This is a genomic window from Enterovibrio paralichthyis (assembly GCF_019209835.1).
Lineage (GTDB): Bacteria > Pseudomonadota > Gammaproteobacteria > Enterobacterales > Vibrionaceae > Enterovibrio > Enterovibrio paralichthyis.
Genome location: NZ_JAHUTS010000020.1, coordinates 17,641 through 42,370 on the forward strand (window position 1 = coordinate 17,641; position 24,730 = coordinate 42,370).

Consider the following 24,730-nt stretch of genomic DNA (forward strand, 5'->3'; position numbering starts at 1 on the left):
CGATATTGTTATTTTGGCGTGAATGTACTGCTTTATTTTTTGTGGATATAGAGAAATAATGAAATACATTGTTTCTGTAATTGGTTAAATAAAATGCGCGCAGATGATCTGATCCTGTTCTCGCAGGTCGTTGAATTGGGAAGCTTCAGTAAGGCGGCGGAGCAAAATGACCTGACAAACTCTGTAGTTAGCAAGCGTGTCGCGCGATTGGAAGAGGAGCTTGGTGTTCAGCTTCTTTACCGCACAACCCGCAGACTGACGTTGACGGAGGCTGGTAAGGCGCTACTGCAAGGTGCGAAAAATGTGAAGCAAGCCACCCAGGAGGCGGTGGACTCTGTCGTTGGGTTTGGGGAGAACATCACAGGCCATATCAAGATGTCGGTGCCGACCATTTCCGGGGATTTGGTGCTGGCGGATGCGGTGGCAGAGTTTTGTTGTCAGCATCCCGGCCTTTCTGTCGACATGTCCATGGATAACCGTTTCGTCGATTTGGTGGAAGGGGGATACGATCTGGTTATCCGCACCGGTTACCTTGAAGATTCCAGCCTGATCGCGCGCCATATCCTCGACTCGCAATGGATAGTGTGTGCGTCTCCCTCTTACATCGCTAAATACGGCAGGCCCACATCACCGGAGTCGCTGGTGGAACACAACTGCCTGCGATATGCCTACCAATCTACCGGCGCATCCGAGTGGGAGTTTAAAGGCAAAAACGGCAACTATATCGTCAAAGTTGAGGGTAATTACTCTACCGATAACGCCGCCGGACTTCGCAAAGCCACGCTCGGCGGCCATGGGATTGCCTATGTGCCAACCTGCCTTGTATACCATGACCTTCGTAAAGGCGATCTTGTCGATCTACTGCCGGATCAGGTGGGTAAAAATCTTGGCATCTACGCTGTATACCCCTTCACCCGCCAGCCGCCGACCAAGGTAAAAATGCTGATTGAGCACATCAGAAATCGTTATTTGGAAATTGCGCATTATTTTTAATTTTTGATTTTTCAATGCTTCCCCTTTGCGTATATTTCACCTAACCAAATGAAATTCATGGATATGTTTTATTTCATGGTCGTTTTGTAATGGTCATTTAAATGTCCTTGCTGCTATGTGCTGGATTTTCACTTTTTAGTGGCGGGATTTGTTTTGGGGTTGTAAATGAATTCAAAGTCCATATCGGCATTTTTTGCGGAAAACCTGAATGCACCACTGGCGAATGTGCAGTGGTCTTGGGGTGCTGAAAACGAAAAGGGTGTTTATCTTCGTATCTGGGCGATTGAAGTCGATGGAAACGAAGGGTTGGTATGTAAGTATTCAGCGGGTGATAGCCGTCTTGGTCAGAAAGAAAGACTGCGACATATCAAAGAGATTGAACAGGGAAAGCTTGGCTATGTAGTAGTGCTTACTGAAGGTTCCCAGCCGGAAGGGGGCACTTGGCGCATTGAGAAGTACGAAGAGTGTATCTACCCGATCTAGGGCTTTTCCAAAAAAGAAAATGGCGATATTTACGCCATCATAGATTTTGAAACGCCTATCTATCCAGATTTGATTGGCAGCAACGTAGATTTTGAAGCCATAAAAGCGGCTGCTGGCCAGAACAAAAAGTCGTTGGACATCTACGTGAAAGCGGTTGAAGAGTACAGCTGGCAACCAACCAAACTGGATGAGGGAAATGGCATCATTTTCTTTGTCAGCAAGGATGGCACGAAAAAAGCTCAACTCAATATTGCTGCGGCAAAATGGGTTCGCTGACAAATGATGAATGCCTAAAAACATTACTTCTGAATGAACAAGTAAAAAGGGAAGCCTCAGTGCTTCCCTTGTTTTTGACTACATAACCAAAGCGTCAATTTGCCTTAGCTCTGAAACGGCGGATCAGTATTTCAGCTGGTAGTTGAGGGTGTAGGTGCGTCCGCGTCCTTTGTAATCAAACATTTCTGCCGGGCCATAATAGCTGTACCAGCCTTTGGCGCGTTGCCCCCACACCGTGGTGTAGTCTTCGTTCAGCAGGTTTTGAATACCAAAGCCGAGGCTTCCTTTCGGCAGGTTTACGCTGCCGATCAGGTCAAACACGCTGTACCCGTCAATGTTTCCATCGTTATCATCTTCCAAATCAAACAGGGTTTGGCTCTGGAGTTTGAGTGCGTAATCTTCTTCGTACCAGCCCACCCAGGCACCTGCTTTGGAAGCGCTGGCATAATTGACCGACATTTTCGACCAGTTGCCTTCGCTATCCTGCTCTTTCGAATCAACCCAATGTCCTGTGATACCTGTCTGCAGGTTATCGGTGAGCCAGTATGCGACCTCCGCCTCAATGCCGTAGATGCGCTTTTTGGCGTCATTGATATCGATATTCAGGGTTTTCTTGTTGTACTTCAGCGTTTTGTCAGACTCTGAAATATACGCGGCCGCTTGCCAGCTAAGCGCGTCCAGTTGTTGGCGTGCACCTATCTCGATGCTGTTGGTTTTAATGCCCTGCATCTTAGAATTTGCAACGTTAATGCTGTCTGTCAGGGTGTAATGGCCGTTGGCATCGGCAGCGCTGTAGCTGCCCTGTCCATAGTATTTTGCCGGATCGGCAAGATCGAAGCCCTGGGATAGGTTTGCCCAAACCTGAGCGTTTTTAGAAAGCTTGTATACCGTTCCCAGATTGAAAAGGCCAACGGTGTAATCGGTTGTCCCGCCGGGAACGGCATCAGCTGATGAGCCATTGCCCAGTGCAATTTTTTGCTGGATTGAAGCGGCAACAAAGTCGTCGATACTGTTTTGCATCCACTGATAGCGGTACCCGCCTGACAGTGACCAGTCATCCGTCAGCTGATAATCCGCCTGGATGAAGCCAGCGATTGAAGCGACTTCCGTGCCGGGGTAACGCCCGATCACTGCATCGGTTTTGTTTATCAGCCCGCCACTTTGGTAGCTCAGGCTGCGGTCAAACAGCGCCTGATTGGAACTGAGTTTATCCAGATAGCTGTCGATACCGTAGGTGACGGTGAGGTTTTCCGTTGATGTAACCATGGCGGCGCGAAGGCTGAGTACATCCGTATTCTGTTCGGATGCCGCAAGGTAAGAACCGTAAATAAATGGGATAAACGAGAATTCCTCTCGACGGAAAGACGCCTGCACGAACAGATCCTGCCCCAGTACATCGCTGTGGTGGTAGCTGGCATTCAGCATTAACCGCTCTGTACCGCCCTGTCTGTCGGAGCTGAAACCTTTTCGGGTTTCAATCAAACTCGTATCGGCGGGATTGCCGGTGATGTTGTTGGGGGCACCGGCAAGGTTTTCTCCAAAATAAATGCCGTATGGGCTGTCTTGCTTGCTGGAATAATACTGAGCCAGCAGTTGAATACTCTGGTTGTCATCCTGTGTGATAGTGAGGGTGCCGAGCAGATCCACCACTTCGTTGAATTGCAGCGAGCCTTGTGTGATATCAGGAACAATAATGTCTCCATCGGCATCAAATGCGCCTTTGTTTGCACCATAAACCACAGAGACGCGGCCATTTACGGTGTCATTACCGCCGCTGATTGACTGGGCGAGTTTGTAGTCAAAATCATCACTGCCATTGAAGCCGCTGGTGGTGCCAGCATAGCTTTCAAAGGCCAGCTCGCCACCGTCTGCACGTTTGGTGATAATGTTGATTATCCCGCCTGTAGCGCCCGCACCGTAGATGGACGATGCGCCGGACAGCACTTCAATCGACGCAATATTGAAAGGATCGATGGCATCCAGCTGTCGGCTAACGGAGCGGGAAGAGTTAAGTGAGACACCATCAATCATGACCAACATTGGACGACCGCGCATATTCTGGCCGTAGTTGGTTCGACCCTGGCTGCTGAAATCCAGCGCAGGCACAGAGCTTGCCAGGATCTCACTGAGGTTTTTACCCCCACGGTACTCCTGTTCAATCTGTTCATCATTCACGACCCAAACGGTGCCGGGAATATCTGAAATACTCTTTTCACTGCGCCCGGTCACCACCACTGTGTCATGCAGGGTGTAGCTTTCAGTATCCGTGGATGCCAGCACTGCTGGTGAGTAGGCAGCGGCAGCAGCAAGAATAGCGGTGGTGATGGGGTTGGTTATGAACATCCTTGATAGTTTCACTTCTAATTTCCCTGTTTTTCATCGTTTTATCAATGTGATACCAGCCCTTTAATTCAAAGGGGAAAGTATCGCTTTAGCACTAAACGCATAAATAAATGCGTTTAATAGAGATTCGTATTACGCTTTTTGTTTAAAAAAACGCTGGTTGATCAGCGCGACCTGCTCCGCCTCACTGCGTCGCTGACAGGTACCGCAAAGCGCTTTCCCTTTGCCGGGAAGAGCATATTTGAGGCAGCAGCTTAACCGTCGGGGCATACAAACTGTCTTATCTCCCTGCGTGATAGTGAGCCACTGAACGCTTTGCGCCAGCGAAGGTGGAAAGTGGCTGAAAAAAGCCACCAGTTGCCGGTTTATGACATTTCCATCCACCTCAAAGGGTTGCAGGCGGCTCCATGGTGACGCCATGGCCAGCGCTGTGTTACTCCAGAGGATCCTTGGGCTGACAGAAAAATTGCGCCTAAACAGTGCAAAGCAGGCGTTGGCAATCCCCGTCACGGTGTCAAAAAACAGTGCAGGGCTTTCATTCTCACCAAAGGGCTGCGTCGTCCACCCTAAGCGGCTTGCCTGTACGTCATAGCCAAGCTGTTGCCAGGGGCTAATGGGTCTGCCTGATAAAAGATGAACGGCTACCAATGGAGACAGCAGATGGGCAACCCATTGCTTGTGCACCAACGAGGCGGCCACTTTGGCTGTTGGCGCCTGATGTGCCTTTTGAAAAGTGAGCACAGCTTGCTGGGCGAACACATCATCTTTCAGCAACCTGCCAAGCGGCTGGGCATCCTCAGACGCGGGTTGCCAGCACCATGCCGGATTCAGCTTGGCTAGCCGGCTTTCCAGAGAGCCTTCCTGAAGCACAGGGTGCAGGGAGCAAAAGGTGAGCTCGTTCACGCCAGCGCCTCGACCTTAGAGGACGTATTGACCCAGTCCATGAGCGAAGGCCCGATGTCTGTGTCAAACACCGGCTTAGGGCATAAACGATTAACGATCTGGGCGGAACGCCAGGCCATCAGGCTCAGCTGCGGCTCGGCAATGCCGTGGCTGTGCATGCCTGCATTCACGGCAAATATCCGGTTTGAGTCGCGGTGCGCCCAGTCCACTTCGAAAGACGGGCTCAACCGGAACCTGCCTTCGCGGTCGATGTTAATCAGAGGCCTGAGTCCATCGAGGCAGCTTGGCGTGCGGCTTTCAAAGCCGGTGGCGAGGACGATGATGTCAGCGTCAATCCACTCGCTTTTCTCAGACAGCTTGTTTTGAACGGCGAATTCATACGCTCCCTTGCTGGGGTGGAGTTGTGTCATGGTGCGGTGGGGGAGCAGCCGAACCCACTTTTCTTCGTTGTTTACGTCAAACCGTTGATAAAGCTCGCGGTAGATGTCGAGCAGTGCTTTCTGGGTAATGCCATCAGATGTCAGTTTCTGGTTATTGATTTCCCGCGCTTTGACTTCTGGCGACAGGGCAAGGAAGGCTTCGACATAATCCGGGGTGAAATATTCATTGGTGAAGGCGGCTTCATCCAATGGCTGGTAATTAGGCCTGCGGGATACCCAATCCAGTTTTGCCGGTTTCCCCCAGGTGCCGCGCAGTGCATTCAGGAAAATATCGGCGCCGCTCTGTCCGCCGCCGACAATGGCAACACGTTTCCCTGCGAAGTCACGTTCGCGGAGGGCAATTTCTGCAGCATGAAACACACGCTCCCCAATATGGGATTTGGCACAATCCGGCACCAATGGCGATTTTCCGGTGCCAAGACACAGGTTTCTGGCAAGCGTTGTGCCTTTGTCTGTGTGGATGTGGAACAGTCCTGCCGCATATTCGATTTTGTCGACACGGGTCGAGAAAGCGATGTTCGGCAGTTTCTCAGATGCCCAACGGAGATAGTCGGAAAACTCCATCCGTGAAATACAGCTCAACTCGGCAGACAGGAAACGGTAAATGCGTTTCTTCTCCACCAGATAGGCCAGGAAAGAATAGGGGTTCTGGGGTGATACCGGGGTCACCAGATCTTTGAGAAACATGGTTTGCATGTGCGTATCGTCGAGCAGCATGCCTGGGTGCCAAGTCACGCTCTCCCTGCTTTCAAAAAAGCGGCTGCTTATCGCCGGTGCTTGCTGCAGGAGTGCTGCAACACTGAGGTTAAAGGGGCCTGCACCAATGCCAGCAAGATCCAGAATCTGAGAAGATGTCGTCGTCATTATTGTCTCCTTTCAATGGGTGACCAGGTACAGCGGGTTATCGATAAAATGATCCATCTGCGGCAGCATGCGGTTGGCACTGTTGTCGGTTGCATGGCGGAATTTGGCAAGGTTCAATCCAAGCCGGCGGATGGTGGGCGTGAATAGATCGAGCTGTTGGAAACGGGAGGCCAGTTCTGGGTTTGAACGCATATAGGCGTGGAGTTCATCTGCCAGCAGCCTGTAAAAACGGTGTTCAGTGACGCCGACTTTTTCCGTCAGCGGGGAGATAAACCGAAGCACAGTCACGAAATGACCGGTCTGTAAGTCGTGAACAATCAAGTCCGCAGGCAAGGTGACGGTGACATCTTTCACCGCTTGGGGAAGGCTGTCTTGTTCTGGAATATCACCTTGCATCAGGCGCATATCGCCCTGGAAATCTTTCAGCAGAATGCGTTTCGGTACGTTGTTTTCCAGCACCAAGGTGATGTTTTGTCCATGGGCGATAAGGGACACGCCGTACTTTGCCAACAGGTGGTAATAGGGAATAACCACGACGCGGAACAGTTGAGAAAGCCAGTTTTCGGCCGATAAACCAGATGCATGGATGTAAGCGCCAATCAACGGCTTTCCTGTGCTGTCTGTCTCCATCAGCGCTGCCATCAGTATGGCCTGCTCCCCGGACTTCATTTTTAACGCCGCAGATTCACGCCAAATGACCCCGCATAACTCGTGATAGCGGTAGGGCGCGTCGTTGAGCGAGTCATAAACAAGGTGTGAAACGGTCAGGCTCGCAGGCTCTTGCAGCACCCCTGTACCGGATAAGGCAAACAGCGGGTCGCTTTTAACCGTGTTTTCCAGCCACTCTGAGGCCAGCGGGCCAGCTTGAATGTAGCGTGATGGAATGCCCCGGTAACAAGACGTGTTCATGATGGTAAGCGGTAACTTGATGTCGTATTGCGCGGGGCGTGACACATTGGTCAGGGTGCGAAGGCTAAGCTGGGGCAAGAAGTGATCCCCGCAAACGCCCAGATACACCATCTCTTGTTTGGCGAGCTCTGCGACAAACAGTAAAGAGAGTTTGTGATCCCATTGCCAGGGGTGAACCGGCAACAAAAGGAAGTGGTCGGGATTGAGTCCAAGCGCGTTCAAATCGCAATGGAAAGATGCCAGATCACGGTCAGACAGTGCACTTTGGTAAAGCGTATCCCAATCCAGTTGACCTGAAATGGCTTCGCAAACCAGGGTGCGGCGCACAGCCAGCCAGCATAGCTGAAATGGCTCTTCGCCTTCCGGCGCAAACCGGCGTAAATCCTCACAGCCCCAGCCCCGTCTTCCTTTGTTGAAGGCAAATTTGGGGTGCCCATCGAACAAACACTGCTGTTTTTCGAGAGACAGGCGGGCAAATGCTTCCGCATCCAGATTTTCCCTTAGCTGCATCAACTTACAGTCACCCAACAAGGTGGCGTACAGGTCTTCAAGATGCTCAGCCAGGGTTTCATCATCCAGCCCCAAAGCGGTCTGGGCATCCAGCATAAAGCCACTGGCCTCGACAGGCTGCTCAGCTCCCTTGTTGTCCAGACGGCGCACAGAATCCGGCAGGATATTGAGCTGTCCCCAGATGTTGCGTTTCCCGTTTACCAGATAACGGTTGCCATTGGGTAAGGTGAGGCAATGGTTCCCAGAATCCGCTTCAAGCCGGAATGCCTGTTCGTATTCCAGTTCGCTGATGATCTTGGCAACCAGCGCGCGGTTGGCTTTTTCCCAGAATTGGTGAAGCGCGGATTGTTCCATTACCACTGCTCCCTGAAAAAGGCGTAACGATTGGTCATCATTAGCGCGGAACGTTTATGAGGAAAATCGAACAGGAACTCACGTTTGAAACCGACGCTTTCAATGCGGTTGAACAGCCGGGCATTGTCGTGACGGGGTTCGAGTACGATGCGCTGTGTCCGGCAGTCATCGAGGAACAGATAGTGGGTGATGGCGCGCATCCACAAGTTGAAATAGCGCTCGCCACGGAACGTCTCCTCACCAACAAGTAAGTGGATGCCGCGATCAAATGGCTGGCAGTCATAGTAAGGGGCAAGCCTGTCTTCGCTGACCCAGTACGCTTCGATGTAGCCAAAAGGTTGTCCGTCAAATTCACCTATCAGGGGGAGTGTGTGTGGGTCCGCCAAGCGCGCATTGGCATAGTCGAGCAGAGCCTCTTCCGACCACGCCTGCTCCCAGAAATCGGCAACACGCGGACAATGCATCCAACGGGTAAATCGCGGCAGATCCTGTTCGGGATCGAACAGACGGAAGCTGACGTTGATGCCGCTCACCGGATCGGTACGCTGGTAGACATAACCCTGTGGCGCAAGCGGGCGTTTGGGGTGGAATCCGGATTGCGTGGAGCTTTGGATCGGCAATGCCGGATAGCGATCTGACGGTGTATGGCAAAGGCCGGTCGTAGGCAGCTGATAAAATTGTGAGCGGGTAAGGACATCTCCGAGAAACATGTTCAGCCAGTCTGATGGGGCGATCAGTGACTGCCAGCGATCGCGGAGCAACAACACAGCACTCGATGCCCGGTGGGTACAAAAATAACGATCCAGCGCGTTGGCAATGTCTCTTCCCGTGGTTTGCTCAAGATCGGCAAACAGCATTTCAGGCACCAGTTCAGGGATTGCGTTGTCCCTTTGATGCTTGGATAAGTTGGCAGGCGGCGCTATCTGGCAATCAGACATAGTGTGCTTCCTTTTCATTTGATGGACGGTTGTCAGGCGTCTTTTGCGCCAGCGGATTGGGCAGGTCAAAATAAATCACTTTTGGATCCGGAATGGCGTTTTCATTCAGATCCTGCAAGTAGCAGTAAAAGTTGCCCTTGCAGCAAAGGGTTGGGCTTTCCAGAACATGGTTGAGGCAGTGAGGGTCCGCGAGCTTTCCTTTCAATGACGCCAATGAAGTGCGCAGCCTTTCCAGCAGCAGGTGCTCCGGCACACCGCAATGAAGGGAAAGGGATGCAATCACGCTGTAAGTGGAATTGATAATCAGGTAGTAGGGGAAATAGCGCTGCACCTTCTCCGGCTCCCAGAAGTTTTCCAAATCCTGGGTATCGTCAACCAGCACCTCCGGGAAGTGGGAATAGGCAAGGTCGGTATAGCCGGTGCCCTGGCAATCCCTGTAGTACATGCCCACTGGCATTCCCTGGTGCAGGCGCATCACGATGTTCTGTTGGTGCGCCAGAAACACAATGCCGTTGTTTCCCTGTAGCGAGAAAAGCGGTTCTACCACTTCCTGGCAATAGCGCTCAAACCAGGTGACCGCCGCGTTTTCGGGTGTTGTCGCTAATCGTGCAGCTGCCTGCTTCACCCTTGCTGCCAAAAGGCTATCCCCACCAAAAGGATGTTGTTGGCAGAGGGTTGCCAGCACCACAGCCTCTTCTTCCGGTCTGTTTGCCAGCGGGTTTTCCCTCAGTGCCACCAGGGATTCATCAATGACTTTCCCTTGAGCATCCAACAAGGCAATATAGCCGGGTTCCTGCATGATGTTAAAGCCATCAGGCAGCGTGGCAGACTCTCCGAGGTTATTGGATTGGAAAACCTGATTGAGACGGATGCCCCGCATGACTTCTTTTAACGAGAGCGTGCGCAGGGAGTTGGTCAGTCTTACGCTCAGTGAGAATTTCAGCTGGAAAGGCAGTTGCGGGCTATACAGGGATCGCGTGGAAGACGTGGGGTACCAGTGCTGACCAACTTCGCCCAAATCGAGCAACAGCCCGCGGGCGTGATAGTCCTGGATATCCGGATGTTCCAACAGCACCTTGGCCTGCCAGGGGTGGGCAGGAAAAGGCACAAACCCTTCGGGAACAGACAGCGCATTGCTGAGCAGGGGATCTGCGTCAATCAACGCACGGATCGGGTTGTGGGCTGTCTCTTGGGCGTCGTGATGGCTCAAGGTCAGCCATTCCGCGACAGCAAACCATCGCAGTGGAAACTGACCGCCAAACTCCGGCGAATAGCGCTTGGCATCATCCTGAGAAAACTGTTCACGGCTTTTCGGGGCAGGATGGACGGAGTGACCGGCCAGTAACCCTTGCTCAGCTTGCTCGAAGCGCAGTTTGGACGTAAACAGTGCTGCCAGATCTGGCTGGTGGGAAATGGCTTTGGCTGTATTCCCCTGGCTTTCCACGACCCGGGTGATGAAAGCTGTTTTCTGCTGTTCGGTTAGTTGGCCGACCAAGGTCGGCTCTGAAACCACTTCAGCCAGCATTTCTGAAAAAGTGAGCGGAACGGCACCGTTTTGCGTGACCAGATACGCGGGCATTTTGTATTCGTGGAGACCTAACGCTGAGTATTTGCTGATCTGATAGGAAATATGGCTGTTATCATTCAGAGGAATAGTAAGCACGTGCTGGTCAGGATTCAGTTCTTCAACGGTAACCAAAGGGCATTCACGTAAGAAGGCATTAAGAAAACAAGAAGTAGCGACATCTGAGCAATTAAATCCATAGCTATATTGTTGATTTTCCATTTCTTACATTCTCATTGAGCGACTTTATGCGAATGATAATGATTCTTATTTGATCATGCAATGACTTTGTCGCACATTATTTTTGCTAGTGGGTTTTTGCTTGGTAGATCTGAACGTAAGGAGGGGGACGCGGTGTTTCAGGCGAAAACGTGTCAGTGTTTGGATGATGGGTTTGTATCTATAGTTGGACAGTCTTGTGAGGCGGCAGGTTCTGGCTTTGTCGCCCAGTCGAAGCCGGGCGACATGGATTAGCGGCGGAGCAGATATAAAAAATATGCGCCACCAAGAATCGAGGCCAGCAACCCCGCCGGGAATTGCCACGGAAACCAGAAGTTTCTGCCCACCCAGTCAGCCACCACCAACAATGTCGCCCCCAAAACCGGGGCGATAATAAGTTGTCGTTTTGCAGAATGTTGTCCCAGTGATGTCGCCATGTGCGGCGCCAATAAGCCAACAAAACTGAGGGGGCCGATGGCAATGGTGGCGGCGGAGGTCATCACTGCAACGAGGGCAACCAGCACTTTTCGGGACACGCCGACGGACAATCCAAGGTTCTGCGCCACGGTATCTCCGAGTGAGAGCAAATCGAGCCAGCGAGAGCACAACAATGTGATGCTGCCAAACAGGAGCAGAGCAACAACCAGAACGCCCACCGACATATTGTCGGCCAAATACAATGACCCGGACAGCCAGCCAAGCAGTGATTTCACGCCTTCCTGGCCGGAAGACATGGTAAGGCGGATCACCGCGTCCGCCATCGCGCTCACAGCAATGCCTATCAGGATAAAGTGGCTCGGTGAGGCCATTTTTTTGCGGCTGAACCAGAAGATCAGCGCCATCACGGCACTTGCGCCCAATGCTCCAAACAACAATTGTTCAACGCGGGAAAGTGTCAGCCCAAATGCGGCAGCCAGAACAATGGCAAGTGCACACCCTGCGCTGATCCCCATCACTTCCGGGCTTGCCATAGGATTGCCTGTCAGACGCTGGATGACACTCCCGGCCAAAGCGAGACTGGCACCGGCAAGTGCGGCTACAGCAACCCGGAAAGCCCTAAGTGAAAGGAGTGCAGGGTCGAGACTCAATGCCCATCCGGCTTGCGATTTCCCCCATATCAGGCTGACCAAAACCGCCAAAATAAAGACCAGGGTCAGGAGCAACAGTAAGGGTTTGAACGCCCGACGCTTGCTGGGAGGGACGGCGGCAGCTGCGCGTGGGGCTGCGCTGCCCATCAACCGTTGCTGAAGAAGATAGAGCAGGAATGGTGCGCCCAGAAGCGCCGTGACCGCGCCGGTTGGGATCACGTCAGCGACATAGCGGGACAGGCTTTGTACCAGCAGATCCGCGCCCAGCAGGAGCGTAGCGCCAATGCCTGCTGACAGGAATATTTGCCCCCGCAAGTGCCGCGCCCCAAGCATCCGTGCCAGGGCAGGTGCTACCAGGCCAACAAAGCCGATAATGCCGACCTCGCTCACCACCGCTGCCGTCATCAGGACGCTGAGCGTTAACGTCACCATCCTTATCCGGACGACGTTGGAGCCGAGAGAGCTGGCGACAGTATCGCCCAACTGCATCAAAGAAAGGGTTCGGCTTAAGCCGACAAGCACAAGGGCGGGAATGGCCACCATCGGCAGCAGGCGCGTTACGCCCTGCCAGTCATTCTGTTCCAGAGCGCCAGCGCCCCACAGAAAAAGGTGGGTGAGTTTTTGCTCGTGAACCAGCACCAGCATCATGGTCACCGCGCCGAGAAACAGGGTGGTCACCATCCCGGAAAGAATGAGCGAAAGTGGTGAGTAGGCGCGTCGTGAGGTGATAACAAACACCAGCAATGTGGCGAGAAGACCGCCAACAAATGCGGAAAAATAGAGAGCTATCCCTGCAGTGACGGAAAAGAAAAGAGTTCCACTGACCAACCCAAGCTCTGCGCCTGCCGCCACACCGAGCGTGGTGGGCGACGCAAGAGGGTTATTGAGCACAAAACGCATCACACAGCCTGCCATTGCCAGCGCTGCACCACAGAGCACAGCCATTATCAGACGGGGTAGGTAGCTGTAGTGGATGATAATTTGTCGGTAGTCATCCTCGTTGGGCGAGAAGATGCCGCCAAGCCAAACCGTGGATGAAAAGGGAAACGGGGCACTGGCATAAACAAGGAAAATGAGCAGTGACAGGGTTGCCGCAAGCAAAACGGTCAAGCGGTATGCATGCGTGACGGCACTTTGTTGAATTATTGCCGTCATTTCGCTGCACGTCCTAGCACGTTGCCTGCTATTTCGTTACTCATCCGCTGGGCAGAAATCAGGCCACCAAATGTCCATATCGGAGACAGGCCAACCACTCTGTTCTCCCGGTTAAAACGCATGGCTTTCCAAAGTGGGGTGGAGAAGATGGCCGCTTTCTGCCCCTCTTCCATGGGCGCCAAGTACATCACAGTCGCCTGCTGGTGCTTTGCCAAAGCTTCAATCCCTGAAGAGGAAAACCCCCAGTTATTGGTGTTTTCCTGCCAGCTGTTCGATAGCCCCAGCGCTGTCAAAATGTCGTTGGCCAAAGAACCCTCGCCATGAACCCGGACATGGGTGTTGCCGATAAAGCGGACAATCACCAGAGGGGTATTGTTCAAACCTGCGTTGGTGATCAGGGTTCTGTTTTCCTGAAAAGTGCGCAGCGTAGTGGCGATAACGTCACGGGCAATGGCTTCCTTGCCGAAGATTTCCCCCAGCGTTTCTGTCATGGCTTTGAGTTTTACCAACGGCATTCTCTCCCCGTCAAAAACACTGAACGCCACTGTCGGCGCAATGTTTGTTAATGCCGGATACACCGCAGCATGCTCTTTGTTGATCACAATCAGGTCGGGTTTCAATGCAGTCAGTGACTCAAGGTTTGGCTCGCGGCGGGAGCCGACATCTTTTACCGAGCCAGGGAGTGTGGGGGTCGTTACCCACTGCCGGTAACCTGCCGTATCCGCAATGGCAAGCGGGGTGATGCCCAGTGACAGCAGGGTTTCAGCGCTGACCCAGTCCAGCGCGACAACCCGCTGAGGTGTGCGGGCGATTTCTGTCTCACCAAGTTCATGGTTAAGCACCAGCGCAAAGGTATGGGAACAAAAGAACAGGGATAGGCAAACTAGTAGTCTCACAACGTCGCTCCATTGACGGCTGATTAACGGACATAAGCAATGGGTTGGCCGTTTTCTGGATGGTGAAAAAAGCCGAGTGGAATGTCATAAATTGCTTCGAGAATAGGCTGGTTCATCAGTGACTGAGCATCGCCGTGGGCCATGACTTTGCCACTGTGCAAGGCGATGAGGTTGTCGCTGTAACGGGCGGCGAGGTTGATGTCATGCAAGACCATAATGACGGTAAGGCCGCGCTCTTGATTGAGCTTTCTGATCAGCGACAGCAACTCATACTGGTGGGCGATATCGAGCGCTGACGTTGGCTCGTCGAGCAAAATACAGTCGCTTTGCTGAGCAAGAAGCATGGCGACCCACACGCGCTGGCGTTCGCCACCGGATAAAGTGCTGACAAAGCGATCAGCCAGAGACGTGACGCCAACCGCCTCCATCGATTCGGCAATGATGTCCTGGTCTTTTTTGTCGTAGCGCCCCAACGCACCTTTCCAGGGATAGCGCCCAAGCCGCACCAATTCATACACAGTAATGCTGTCGGTGATGGGAGGATCTTGTGGCAGGTAAGCCACGTAGCGGGCGTAATCGCGGGAAGAAAAGGTGTTTAATGGCTTGTTACCCAACGCGATATGACCGTCAGAGGCGGAAGCATTGCGGCTCAGCAGTTTAATCAGTGTTGATTTGCCGCTGCCGTTGTGGCCAAGCAGCGTGGTAATGCGTCCTGCCGGAATGGTGAGTGATATTGGGTGGAGAATGGTCTTCCCCGGCACTGAAAAGCTGACAGCACTGAGCGTAAACATTGGGGGGATTTCATTGGGCATAATGTTATCTTTAATCTTAATGATAATGATTTGCATAAGCATTGTATTTATATTTAAATCATATGTCATTAAATGCAAAAGAATGTTTGGGTGATGTTATGCGCTTGTCGCCAGTGAAAAATGAAGCGGCAGAAAGAAAGCACGCTTCAACGACAGTGATCGCCTTTATTGCGGCTTTGATGGGCTTGGGGCAAGGAGGCTTGCTGGTGTCATTGCCGGTATTGGTATCGGAAACGCATTTGAGCCTGACAGTCTGGAGCATGGTCATTGCCACAGGTAGCGTACTTTTCCTACCCGCATCCCCTTACTGGGGAAGGCAAAGTGACCTGAGCGGGCCCAAGTCCATCGTGTTGCAGGCGCTTGTGGGCTTTGGCATCAGCTTTGGGCTGCTCTACATCTTTGTGAGCTTTGCCAACACATCCAATCTGGCAGACGGCTGGGTGATTACGGGCTTGGTAGTCGCGCGGGTGATTTATGGACTCACCGTGGCGGGGATGGTGCCCGCCGCGCAGCATTGGGCGGTGTTAATCAAGGGAGAAGAGAATCGGTTGGAAGCCATTACCACCATCAGCGCTGGCATGAGTGCGGGACGGTTGTTGGGGCCTCTGATTGCTATCGCATTGTTGAATGTCCACCCTTTGGCGCCGCTCATCACCTTGACCCTGTTGCCCTTGCTCGGCTTGTTGGTAGCGAAGAACTTGCCAGACCCCAGGGAACAACTGGCAATAAAGGTGGCGTCGCCAGCCCCTATTCTGCCACCACGTCGGATTGTTCCATTTTTACTGATTGCGATGCTCGGAAGTACCGCCCTGGCGCTCATGCAATATATGCTTACGCCAATGCTGCAGGCTGCAACGGAGTGGTCCGTTCCTGATATTTCCAATGCGGTTGGTGCATTGCTGACGATAAGTGCAGCCATCACCCTGGCGACCCAACTTCTGGTGATCAAGCGCAGGCGCATTTCGGTGCCGCACATGCTGGTGGGGGGCTCGGTATTGATGCTGACCGGCTACACGCTGTTTCTCAGCCTGTATTGGCCGGCATTTTTTCTGGCGGTGGCGTGTGTTGCAGCGGGAGGAGCCTTATTTGTTCCGGCTTATGTGGCTGAGGCAACATCCCGCATGGCCGCGCAGCAAGGCACCATGGCAGGCTATATTGCCATGTCCCATACCCTAGGTTACGGACTGAGCGCTGCGCTGGTGATGACCCTGGCTTTCGGTGTCTTTACTCCCATCTGGATCAATATTGCCCTTTCGGGGGCGATCTTCGCGGTCGTGGTTGCGTTGTCCCTCGCGGCTGATAAAAACGAATAACGTCAGAGCTTCCCTTGTTGTACCAGGTGACTTAACCGCAGTACCAAGTCCGCCACATTACTGGCTTCAAATTTTTTCATCATGTTGGCGCGGTGAACTTCAATGGTGCGCAGGGAGACGCAGAGTGTTTTCGCCATTTGCTGGTTGGTCTGGCCTTTCAGAACTTCTTTAAGCACTTCTTTTTCACGGTCGGTCAGGCTGTTATAGCGGCGCTCAATACTCACATCACCAACACGTTGATAGGAAAGAGTCAGCGCTTTTTCAATCGCTGCGACCAGCCTGTCACCGTCCACCGGTTTCTGGAAAAAGTCGATCGCACCGTCTTTGAGGGCATCCACCGCCATCGGGATATCGCCGTGGCCGGTGAGAAAAATAATAGAGAGTGGGCTTCGTGCTTCATTGAGCAGCGTCTGTAGTTCCTGTCCGCGCATTTCCGGCATACGGCTATCCAGCACAACGCAGCCGGGCTGGAGTATGTCTACGGCATCCAGAAAAGCGGGTGCAGAGGGGAAGTCCTCCAGTTGCAGGCCGTAACTTTCCAGCATAAATACCAGTGACTCACGCACTGCATCTTCATCATCAACTACAAATACCGGTCCGGTTGTCATTTACTTTTGCTCTTGCGTAATTGGCAATACCACCGTGACTTCACAGCCGACGGGGCGTGCGCCCTGAATAATAAAGTGCCCGCGGTGGGCTTCCACCACTTCGCGGCAAATTGGCAGGCCAAGGCCCAAACCGTCTGATTTGGTGGTATAGAACGGTCTTTTCACTTCGGTTTCGCTGGCTTCTAGGCCAATGCCGTTGTCCTGTACCCGGATAACGACTTCGCTTTCGCCGTAAAGCAGCTCAATGTTGACAGTAGGGCTCAGCTCCCAGTCAAGGCTCGCCATGCAGGCCTCTTTGGCATTTTTCAGCAGATTGAGCATCACCTGTTGCATGCCAATGACATCAAACTCGCCTTTAACAGGGTTGCCTTCAATGGTCAGGTTGAGGTCGATTTTCTGTGTCGCGAAGTCGTATTCCACCAGGGCGATAGATTCGCGGATAAAGAAAACCGGGTCACAGGTGACATAGTCCGTCGGCGTTTGTTTTATCAGGCCGCGCAAACGCTGGATGATGCCACTGGCAACCACGACCTGTTGCTGGATTTTACCCAGTACCGGTTTGAGTTCTTCTGCCGTCATCCCACGCTCAATGCGCCGCTCGAGCCCTTCGGAGTAATTTTTAATCGTCGACAGGGGCTGATTGATTTCATGGGCGATGCTGCTGCCGAGCTCACTGACAATCATGGTGCGCTGCGCGTGCTCAAGCAGGTTGCTCTTTTCTTTCAGCTCGTAGATGGTTTTCTCCAACGCCTTTTTACTGCGGTTGAAGCGGTATTCCAGCCAGAAGTGGTAGACGTTCATCAGGAAAAACACCACCAGGGTGGCGTAAGCAACGCCTTTGTTCCTGTCCAGCCATTTCCAAAAGCCTTCCTGCCACGTACGTTGCAGCGGGTGCAGTTCAAGGTGGTGCAATACCTTGTCGACTTTTACCGAACTGGCAGGCAGCGTCCAACCCACGTTGCCCGCCGCTTTGGCCGCTACCGTGTTGTCTGGCATTGAGAGCAGCGCCTGCGTGACCCGTTTGCCGATATCTTCTGATGCACGGTCAGTTTTGGCGAACGTCCAGTTCGGGTAGAGCGGGGTACTGACGGTACAGACAGAATCATGCGGACGCTTGCCTTCCAGCACACGCACGGTGTGACGTTCAATGCGTCCTTCTTTAATCAGGCTTTCCAGCGTACAGGCTGGAACGACGGCGACATCCAGAACGCCATCAAGCATGCTGAGGATAATGTTATCGGTCGGCGGGCCGAAGAAATGGACGCGGCTAAAGAAACTGCTGCCCACCAGATCGCGAGATTCCAACTCATAGCGCAAGGCGAGAAAGCCCCCGAACGCTTTTTTTGAGACTGCGCCGACGCGGGCGTATTCAATGTCGTTGAGCGACTTATACGGTGAGTCGCTGCGCACCACGGCGACGGACGCGATGGAATGGGTCTGGTTGTCACTGTATGGCGTCTTTTGTGTCGCCAGCCAGTTCAGCGGGTATTCGCGGGCGATTTTGGTTGCCTGTCCAGGGCTGGTCAGCAGAAAGTCGAGCTGGTTGTGTTGGAACGCATCCTCAAGCTCATCGAAATCATAGGTGTGCAGATCGAATGTCGTGTTCGGGATGTGTTCTTCCAGCCAATCGAGGGTTGGCTTCCAGGATTTGCTGGCATGCTCATCGCCACGAAGTGCCAGTACGCCCACGTCGTAGTGTTCCAACATGGCGGCTGTGGCCGGGCATGAGCAGAAACAGTAGCTACCAATGCCGACAATAGAAAGATAGATAATTTTAAGGCTCAGCAAAGGGGCGAAGCGCTGGAAAAATCTGGGCAAGGAAGTACTGCTGATAAAGAAAACAATTGGGGCGGCATTGTAGCGGATTCCCCCTATGCCCGCGACAGAAAGTACACACATTTAACAGGGATTTTTCGACGCACCCGACGGGTGGGTAGGGTTGTAAAAATGTTGTTGATTAAGAGTGGCTTTTCGGCTTCTGGCACGTTGGAAACGTTATGAAACAAATTCGCTAATATTGCCCTCGATCAAACTTGTCCTAGATCAATTTAGTGTCACTATTGTGGTAAACCACAATACCCCGACTTTCTCCCGTATCACACAATCCGAGCCACTGACCCAGCGCGGTCAACGTAAAGAATTTTAAGTGTGATGCAGTCTTAATTTGGCACTAAAAATCAACCAAAAAGCCTCCATAAGCGCCTCACCGAACGGATTTCATTTTGCTCAGCCATGAGCACAAATTTTTTACAATCTTGGAATTATCTTTTATGAAGAAATCGACAATCGCAGTCGGCATTCTTGCCGTTCTTGGTGCCGCGGGCTACGTTGGCTACACCTCTATGTTCGGTGCAAAAGCTGTTGTTGTTAGCGCAGATTCGCTAGAGCAAAAGTTTGCTACCTACGCTAATCCTGAAGCGTTCGTTTCGACTCAAGACGTAAAAGATATGATGGACAAGGGCGAAGACGTTGTCGTGATCGGCGCGCTGAACCCAATGAAACCAGACGCACCAATTTCAGGTTCATTCACCCTGTGGCGTCCAGATTACTCAGCGGCTGAAGGCGAATACGCTTTTGACGGCATGCGTAACTCTGTTGACGACATGGAAGCACTGCTGAGCAGCTATGGCGCGACCCCTGAGTCAACCATCGTTGTTTATGCAGCAAACTCTCACCACGATGCTGCACGCCTGTTCTGGCAAATCCGCAACCTTGGCCATGAAGACGTTCGCTACCTGGACGGTGGTCTGAACGCATGGATCGGTGCTGGCCTGCCAACCGGTGATGCAAACCCAACCGTTGCGAAAACTGACTACGTCGCACCAGCGCCACAAACTGAAGTGAATACGCTGGCAACGCTGGAAATGGTTCTGAACGCACAAAACGCGTCTGACTGGGTAATCCTGGACACCCGCGGCACTGCTGAATTTGATGGTAGCACCACGGTTTCTGGCGCATTTGGCCCAGGCACCATCCCTGGCAGTGTTCACATCAACTGGACCAAAGCCCTGAACGAAGACACCACACTGAAATCTGCTGAAGAGCTGCAAGCGCTTTACGGCGACGTGATTAAAGGCAAGAAAGTGATCACTTACTGCCAGTCAGGTGTTCGTTCTGCACACACCCAGATGGTTCTGGAAGAAGTGCTGGGTGCTGAAGGCGTTTACAACTACGACGGTTCTTGGATTGAGTACAGCCACGCACACTACGAACAAAAGCGTGCTGATATCCCAGTACAAAGCGGCGCGAAGCAAAGCTAATAAAACCGGATTATCAACAGGGGTGAGTTGAGCGGCACCCCTGTCAAAAAGAATTTCAAATACTGGAACAATACCAATAATGAACAATGTCATTTTTAGCCAAAAACTTTACGACGCAGCACAGCGCGTTGTAGACGGTTGTATGGGCGATGCAGATCCAGCATGTCAAACAGCATGTCCAATGCACACCGATGTAAAACAATACGTGCGTCTGGCTGGTGAAGGTAAGTATCAGGAAGCGCTGGACGTTATCCGTGGCAAACTGTTCCTGCCTCAAACACTGGGCCGCATCTGTGCGCACCCATGTGAAGCGGCATGTCGTCGTCAGACTGAATACGGTCAGGCTATCAGCGTTGCGGGCATCAAACGCTTCGTTGCAGAAAAAATGGATAACCAGGAAAACTGGGATCTGGCGGTTCTGAACCCAACCGGTAAGAAAATTGCGATTGTTGGTGCTGGCCCTGCGGGTGCACAAGCAGCAATCGAACTGCGTCGTAAAGGCCACGAAGTCACTATTTTCGAGAAACTGGACGTTTACGGCGGCATGATGCGTGTTGGTATCCCTGAGTACCGCCTGCCACGCAACGTTATCGATTTCGAATACAGCTACCTGAACCTGCTGGGCATTGAAACCAAGTTCGGCGTAGAAATCGGCAAAGACATCACTTTTGCACAGCTGCGTGAAACATACGATGCCGTTGTTCTGGCGCACGGTGCGCACGTAGGTTCAATCATCCCACTGCCAGGCCACAAGGCTGAAGGCGTGTTCTCTGCGGTTGAATACCTGAAAGAAATCTCTGAAACCCGCGCGTTCCCACGTGCTGGTAAGCGTGTCATGGTTATCGGCGGCGGCGACGTTGCGATGGACTGTGCACGTTCTTCATGGCGTATCGGTGCTGACGAAGTTCACCAGTGTTCACTGGAAGCGATGGACAAACTGCCAGCAAGCCACGTTGAAATCGAAGAATCTCTGGAAGAGGAAGTGTCTTTCAACGCAGGTTGGGGCCCAATCTCTATCGAAGAAAAAGACGGCAAAGTGGTGTCAATCACCCTGAAGCGCGTTCTGTCTATCTTCGACGAAAACGGCAATTTCGCACCAAGCTACGCGGATGAAACCCGCACGATCGAAGTGGATACCGTGGTATTCGCAACCGGTCAGATCGTAGCAGACATCACTGACGGCGCGCTGGAACAAACACGTGGTGGTCGTTACGTCGTGAACAAAGAAACCCTGGCGACTTCGCTGGAAGGCGTTTATGTCGCGGGTGACGCAGCGGGCGGTAACATCGTTATCGAAGCTATGGCGCTGGGCCGCAAAGCGGCAATGAGCATCGAGCGTCAATTCGCTGGCCGTCCTCTGGAAGAAGGTCGTGATTTCCAGGAAGAGTACAGCTACAAGTCTCGCTTGGACATCCCACTGCCAAAAGGTACTACTGACGTTCCTCGCCTGCACGGCGAACTGCGTGAAGCACAAGAACGTAAGCGTGATTTCGCTCAGGTTGACTTTGGTTTCACCCAAGAGCAAGTGAAGCAAGAAGCCTCTCGCTGTCTGCAGTGTACCTGCAAACTGTGTATGAAAGAGTGCGTGATGATGAACGACTTCGGCGACTGTCCGAAGACCCTGTTCTCTAACTTCGTTGACAACAAAGAGATGGATCCGCTGCTGGCGTACTCCTGTAACGCCTGTGACCAGTGCACCATCGTGTGTCCGAAGGAATACCCAATGAAGGAAATCTTCCTGGGTGCCCGTGTTGACTTCGTTAATGCGAACAACGGTGAGTCGCCAATGAAAGGTCACAAGGCGATCAACATGCACCAGAAACTGGGCTTCTCGAAATTCTTCACTATGGCTAAACGCGTGGTAACCAAATAATGAGCAATAAAGTATTTATGCCAGGATGCAGCCTGCCATCCTACTCGCCAGAAGGTGTAGCGGCGATTGCGCGTCACCTGAAAAACGTCTTCCCAGACATGGGCGCGGTTCAGAAATGTTGCGGTAAGCCTACCGCAGCTATCGGCCAGGCGGAAAAATTCAAAGAGCGTTACGGCCAACTGCAAGCAGACTTCGACAAGCTGGAAGCGGAAGAAGTGATCGTAGCGTGTCAAAGCTGCTACGGCATGATCAAAAAGTCTGGCGGTAAGCAAAAGCCAGTTTCTCTGTGGAAACTGCTGCCAACTATCGGTCTGCCGAAAGAGCTGGTGGGCAAAGCAAAAGACAGTGACGTGGTATTCACCATTCACGACTCTTGCTCAACCCGTTACGAGCAAGAACTGCAAGAAGGTATCCGCTGGATCCTGAACGAACTGGGCTACAAAACCGTTGAGCCTGAGTACACCCGTGAAAACACCCGTTGTTGTGGTTTCGGCGGCATGGTTGTTCCGGCAAACCCAGACGTAGCGAACCGTGTTGTTCAGCGCCGTGTTGACGAGTTCAAAACTGACCACGTGGTGGTTTACTGTGCAGCATGCCGCGCATCCATGATGGGTGTGGGCACGAAAGCATGGCACATCCTGGATCTGATTTTCGGCCCTGTGGTCATGCAAGATACGCCGCCACCAGTAAACGTTCTGGCAAGCCCGGCAAAAGCTTGGTTCAACCGCTACAAGTCGAAAGCGGGTCTGATCAAGTGCGTTTCTCTCTAATTTAAAGAAATCGCCGGGTGCACTGTAATCATACGCACACTGATTTGTAGCGCAGCGTCTCCTGCCTAGCGCGCCCGGCGAGTTTCTTTCTTGTCCCGATCCCCCTTCGGGACAAGAAAAAAGATTGTTAATTTTTTTCAGGTAACTACATCATGAAATTTCTGAAAATCGGTCTTATCGTAGCCGCTATCGCAGCCGTACTGTTCGGCGCAAAACAAACAGGCATTCTGGATATCATTACCGATATCGAAAGCCTGCAAAACTGGATCGCTAGCTTTGGCGCAATGGGTTACGTTGTGTTCCTGGTCGCTTACGTATTTGCGTGTATTTTCATGCTGCCAGGCAGTGCATTCACCATTGTTGCCGGCATCGTGTTTGGCCCTGTTCAAGGTGGTATCCTGGCGCTGGTAGCGGCGACTGTGGGTGCGTCGGCGGCGTTTATCGTTGCGCGCTTCCTGCTGCGTGGCACCATCATGAAAAAATTTGGCACCAACCCAATCTTCAAGAAAATTGATGATGGCGTAGCGCAAAACGGCACCAGCTTCCTGATCCTGACCCGTCTGGTTCCGGTTTTCCCATTCAGCCTGCAAAACTACGCGTACGGCCTGACCGGTCTGAGCCTGAGCACTTTCGCACTGGTTTCTATGATCACCATGGCACCGGGCGCATTCATCTTTGCTTACATGGCGGGTGACATTGCAACCAACGGTGTATCTGCAATGCTGCTGGTGAAATTCGCGGCTGCGGGTCTGGTTCTGTTTGGTATGTCTTTGATTCCGAAATATATCGCGAAGAAAAAAGGCATCGATATGGCTGAACTGTCTAAATAAGCTTGCGCACATCCATGAAGTAACTGTATCGTCCCCCGTCTTTTGGCTGGGGACGATTTTTGCGTTTATATCGCCAGCCAAAGCACATGCCAGATTTCTGCGTGTTCCTTGAACAAAATGTGCTTCGGAAAGCAAAGAAGTTCTTTGTTTCTTCCCAACTAGAAAAATAACGAACGATGAAAAAAATTCTTACTGCGATGGCGATGGCCGTCGCTTCATTCACGGCGTCAGCCGTGAATGTTGAAAACTGGCAGCAGATTGAAGCCGATGCAGCCGGTCAAGACGTGTATTTTCATGCCTGGGGTGGCAACCAGGAAATTAACCGTTATCTGGCGTGGGCCAAATCTGAGCTTAAACGCCGTTACGACGTAAACCTGAACCATGTGAAGGTGACCGACATTACGGAAACCACCGCCCGTCTGATCGCAGAAAAAGCGGCAGGGAAAGAGCAGGGTGGCAGTGTGGACATGGTTTGGATTAACGGTGAAAACTTCAAATCACTCAAAGACAACAAACTCCTGTTTGGCCCATTTGCAGGGGCACTGCCGAGCTGGCAGTACGTTGATACCTCATTGCCGGTCACCGTCGATTTTTCAGAGCCGACTGATGGCCTTGAAGCGCCATGGGGCATGGGACAACTGGTCTTTATCTATGACGAAGAAGAGCTGGCAAATCCGCCGCGTTCGTTTGCAGACATGCTGAACTACGCCAAGGCTAACCCCAACCGCCTGAGCTACCCGCGCCCACCTGAATTTCATGGCACCAGCTTCCTGAAAGCGTTGCTGATTGAGCTATCAGGCAATGATCCACGCCTGCAACATCCGGTTTCTGAAGCGGATTACGCGCAAATTACCGCGCCTTTGTGGGCGTATCTGGATGCGTTCCACAACGCAGCGTGGCGCGGCGGCAAGCAATTCCCGGCGGGCACAGCGGAAACCCTGCAACTGTTGGATGACGGCCAGATTGATCTGGCAGTAACGTTCAACCCGAATGCGGTATACGCGGCGCACGCAACCGGCAATCTGGCGGAATCGACCAAAGCCTATGCGATGGAAAGTGGCGCACTGTCGAACATTCACTACCTTGCTGTGCCTTGGAATGCCAACGCCAAAGCCGGTGCATTGGTGGCGATCAACTTCCTGCTGAGCCCGGAAGCGCAATCGCGCAAAGGCAATATCGATATCTGGGGCGATCCGTCTGTTTTGAAAGCGGAGTTTCTGTCCGGATCAGCCAAAGCGCATGAAGCATTTAAATCTGTACCGGAAACCCACCCAAGCTGGCAAAGCGCCATCGAGAAAGAGTGGCTGCAACGCTACGGAAGTTAAGTTA

General features: G+C 52.5%; 20 protein-coding genes. 9 read left to right on the forward strand and 11 right to left on the reverse strand.

Going from position 1 to position 24,730, the window contains the following annotated elements:
• Positions 1–93: 93 nt before the first annotated feature.
• The 3 genes from KU854_RS18730 (at position 94) to KU854_RS18740 (ending at position 1,752) form a co-directional block, all read left to right on the forward strand.
• Positions 94–993 carry a LysR family transcriptional regulator gene (locus tag KU854_RS18730; protein WP_218359897.1) on the forward strand — a complete coding sequence of 300 codons (900 nt, stop codon included), beginning with the start codon at positions 94–96 and terminating at the stop codon, positions 991–993.
• Positions 994–1,158: 165 nt separating this feature from the next.
• Positions 1,159–1,476: a hypothetical protein gene (locus KU854_RS18735; protein ID WP_218359898.1), complete on the forward strand. Its 318-nt coding sequence runs from the start codon at positions 1,159–1,161 to the stop codon at positions 1,474–1,476.
• A gap of 69 nt (positions 1,477–1,545) precedes the next feature.
• Positions 1,546–1,752, forward strand: coding sequence for a hypothetical protein (locus tag KU854_RS18740; protein WP_218359899.1), 207 nt, complete (start codon positions 1,546–1,548; stop codon positions 1,750–1,752).
• Between the two features lie 123 nt (positions 1,753–1,875).
• On the opposite strand, the gene KU854_RS18745 is transcribed toward KU854_RS18740, so the two are convergent.
• From KU854_RS18745 to KU854_RS18785, 9 genes are all read right to left on the reverse strand, one after another.
• Positions 1,876–4,095: a TonB-dependent receptor gene (locus KU854_RS18745; RefSeq protein ID WP_218359947.1), complete on the reverse strand. Its 2,220-nt coding sequence runs from the start codon at positions 4,093–4,095 to the stop codon at positions 1,876–1,878.
• Positions 4,096–4,227: 132 nt separating this feature from the next.
• The gene (locus tag KU854_RS25070) at positions 4,228–4,998 is read right to left on the reverse strand and encodes a (2Fe-2S)-binding protein (protein ID WP_218359900.1); all 771 of its coding nucleotides are present in this window, start codon (positions 4,996–4,998) and stop codon (positions 4,228–4,230) included.
• Positions 4,995–6,302, reverse strand: a complete 1,308-nt coding sequence (locus KU854_RS18755; protein WP_218359901.1) for a lysine N(6)-hydroxylase/L-ornithine N(5)-oxygenase family protein — start codon at positions 6,300–6,302, stop codon at positions 4,995–4,997. Before KU854_RS18755 ends, KU854_RS25070 begins: the two co-directional genes overlap by 4 nt.
• Before the next feature lie 12 nt (positions 6,303–6,314).
• Complete coding sequence (locus KU854_RS18760; protein ID WP_218359902.1) at positions 6,315–8,075, reverse strand: IucA/IucC family protein; 1,761 nt, start codon at positions 8,073–8,075, stop codon at positions 6,315–6,317.
• Complete coding sequence (locus KU854_RS18765; RefSeq protein WP_218359903.1) at positions 8,075–9,013, reverse strand: GNAT family N-acetyltransferase; 939 nt, start codon at positions 9,011–9,013, stop codon at positions 8,075–8,077. The genes KU854_RS18760 and KU854_RS18765 overlap by 1 nt, the downstream gene beginning before the upstream one ends.
• Positions 9,006–10,799: an IucA/IucC family protein gene (locus KU854_RS18770; RefSeq protein WP_218359904.1), complete on the reverse strand. Its 1,794-nt coding sequence runs from the start codon at positions 10,797–10,799 to the stop codon at positions 9,006–9,008. Before KU854_RS18770 ends, KU854_RS18765 begins: the two co-directional genes overlap by 8 nt.
• 248 nt (positions 10,800–11,047) lie before the next feature.
• Entirely contained in the window at positions 11,048–13,039 is a 1,992-nt protein-coding gene (fhuB, locus tag KU854_RS18775) for a Fe(3+)-hydroxamate ABC transporter permease FhuB (protein ID WP_218359905.1), read from the reverse strand.
• Positions 13,036–13,935 (reverse strand): ABC transporter substrate-binding protein, encoded by a 900-nt coding sequence (locus KU854_RS18780; protein WP_218359906.1) that lies wholly within the window; start codon positions 13,933–13,935, stop codon positions 13,036–13,038. Before KU854_RS18780 ends, fhuB begins: the two co-directional genes overlap by 4 nt.
• Positions 13,936–13,958: 23 nt before the next feature.
• The gene (locus KU854_RS18785; RefSeq protein WP_218359907.1) at positions 13,959–14,726 is read right to left on the reverse strand and encodes an ABC transporter ATP-binding protein; all 768 of its coding nucleotides are present in this window, start codon (positions 14,724–14,726) and stop codon (positions 13,959–13,961) included.
• A 119-nt stretch (positions 14,727–14,845) separates the two neighbouring features.
• Here KU854_RS18785 and KU854_RS18790 point away from each other — a divergent pair, with 119 nt between their 5' ends.
• Positions 14,846–16,060, forward strand: a complete 1,215-nt coding sequence (locus tag KU854_RS18790; RefSeq protein ID WP_218359908.1) for an MFS transporter — start codon at positions 14,846–14,848, stop codon at positions 16,058–16,060.
• A gap of 2 nt (positions 16,061–16,062) precedes the next feature.
• On the opposite strand, the gene KU854_RS18795 is transcribed toward KU854_RS18790, so the two are convergent.
• Both KU854_RS18795 and KU854_RS18800 read right to left on the reverse strand, forming a co-directional pair.
• Positions 16,063–16,668: a response regulator transcription factor gene (locus tag KU854_RS18795; RefSeq protein WP_218359909.1), complete on the reverse strand. Its 606-nt coding sequence runs from the start codon at positions 16,666–16,668 to the stop codon at positions 16,063–16,065.
• Positions 16,669–18,375, reverse strand: coding sequence for a sensor histidine kinase (locus tag KU854_RS18800; protein ID WP_218359948.1), 1,707 nt, complete (start codon positions 18,373–18,375; stop codon positions 16,669–16,671). It lies immediately after the preceding gene.
• Between the two features lie 563 nt (positions 18,376–18,938).
• On the opposite strand from KU854_RS18800, the gene KU854_RS18805 reads away from it, so the two are divergent.
• From KU854_RS18805 to KU854_RS18825, 5 genes are all read left to right on the forward strand, one after another.
• Positions 18,939–19,928 (forward strand): sulfurtransferase, encoded by a 990-nt coding sequence (locus tag KU854_RS18805; RefSeq protein ID WP_054778907.1) that lies wholly within the window; start codon positions 18,939–18,941, stop codon positions 19,926–19,928.
• A 79-nt stretch (positions 19,929–20,007) separates the two neighbouring features.
• Positions 20,008–21,801 carry an FAD-dependent oxidoreductase gene (locus KU854_RS18810; protein ID WP_218359910.1) on the forward strand — a complete coding sequence of 598 codons (1,794 nt, stop codon included), beginning with the start codon at positions 20,008–20,010 and terminating at the stop codon, positions 21,799–21,801.
• Complete coding sequence (locus KU854_RS18815; protein WP_218359911.1) at positions 21,801–22,571, forward strand: heterodisulfide reductase-related iron-sulfur binding cluster; 771 nt, start codon at positions 21,801–21,803, stop codon at positions 22,569–22,571. Before KU854_RS18810 ends, KU854_RS18815 begins: the two co-directional genes overlap by 1 nt.
• A gap of 152 nt (positions 22,572–22,723) precedes the next feature.
• Positions 22,724–23,401, forward strand: coding sequence for a TVP38/TMEM64 family protein (locus KU854_RS18820; RefSeq protein ID WP_218359912.1), 678 nt, complete (start codon positions 22,724–22,726; stop codon positions 23,399–23,401).
• Between the two features lie 176 nt (positions 23,402–23,577).
• A complete protein-coding gene (locus tag KU854_RS18825; RefSeq protein ID WP_218359913.1) occupies positions 23,578–24,726 on the forward strand; it encodes an ABC transporter substrate-binding protein in 1,149 nt (382 codons plus the stop codon).
• Positions 24,727–24,730 lie beyond the last annotated feature (4 nt).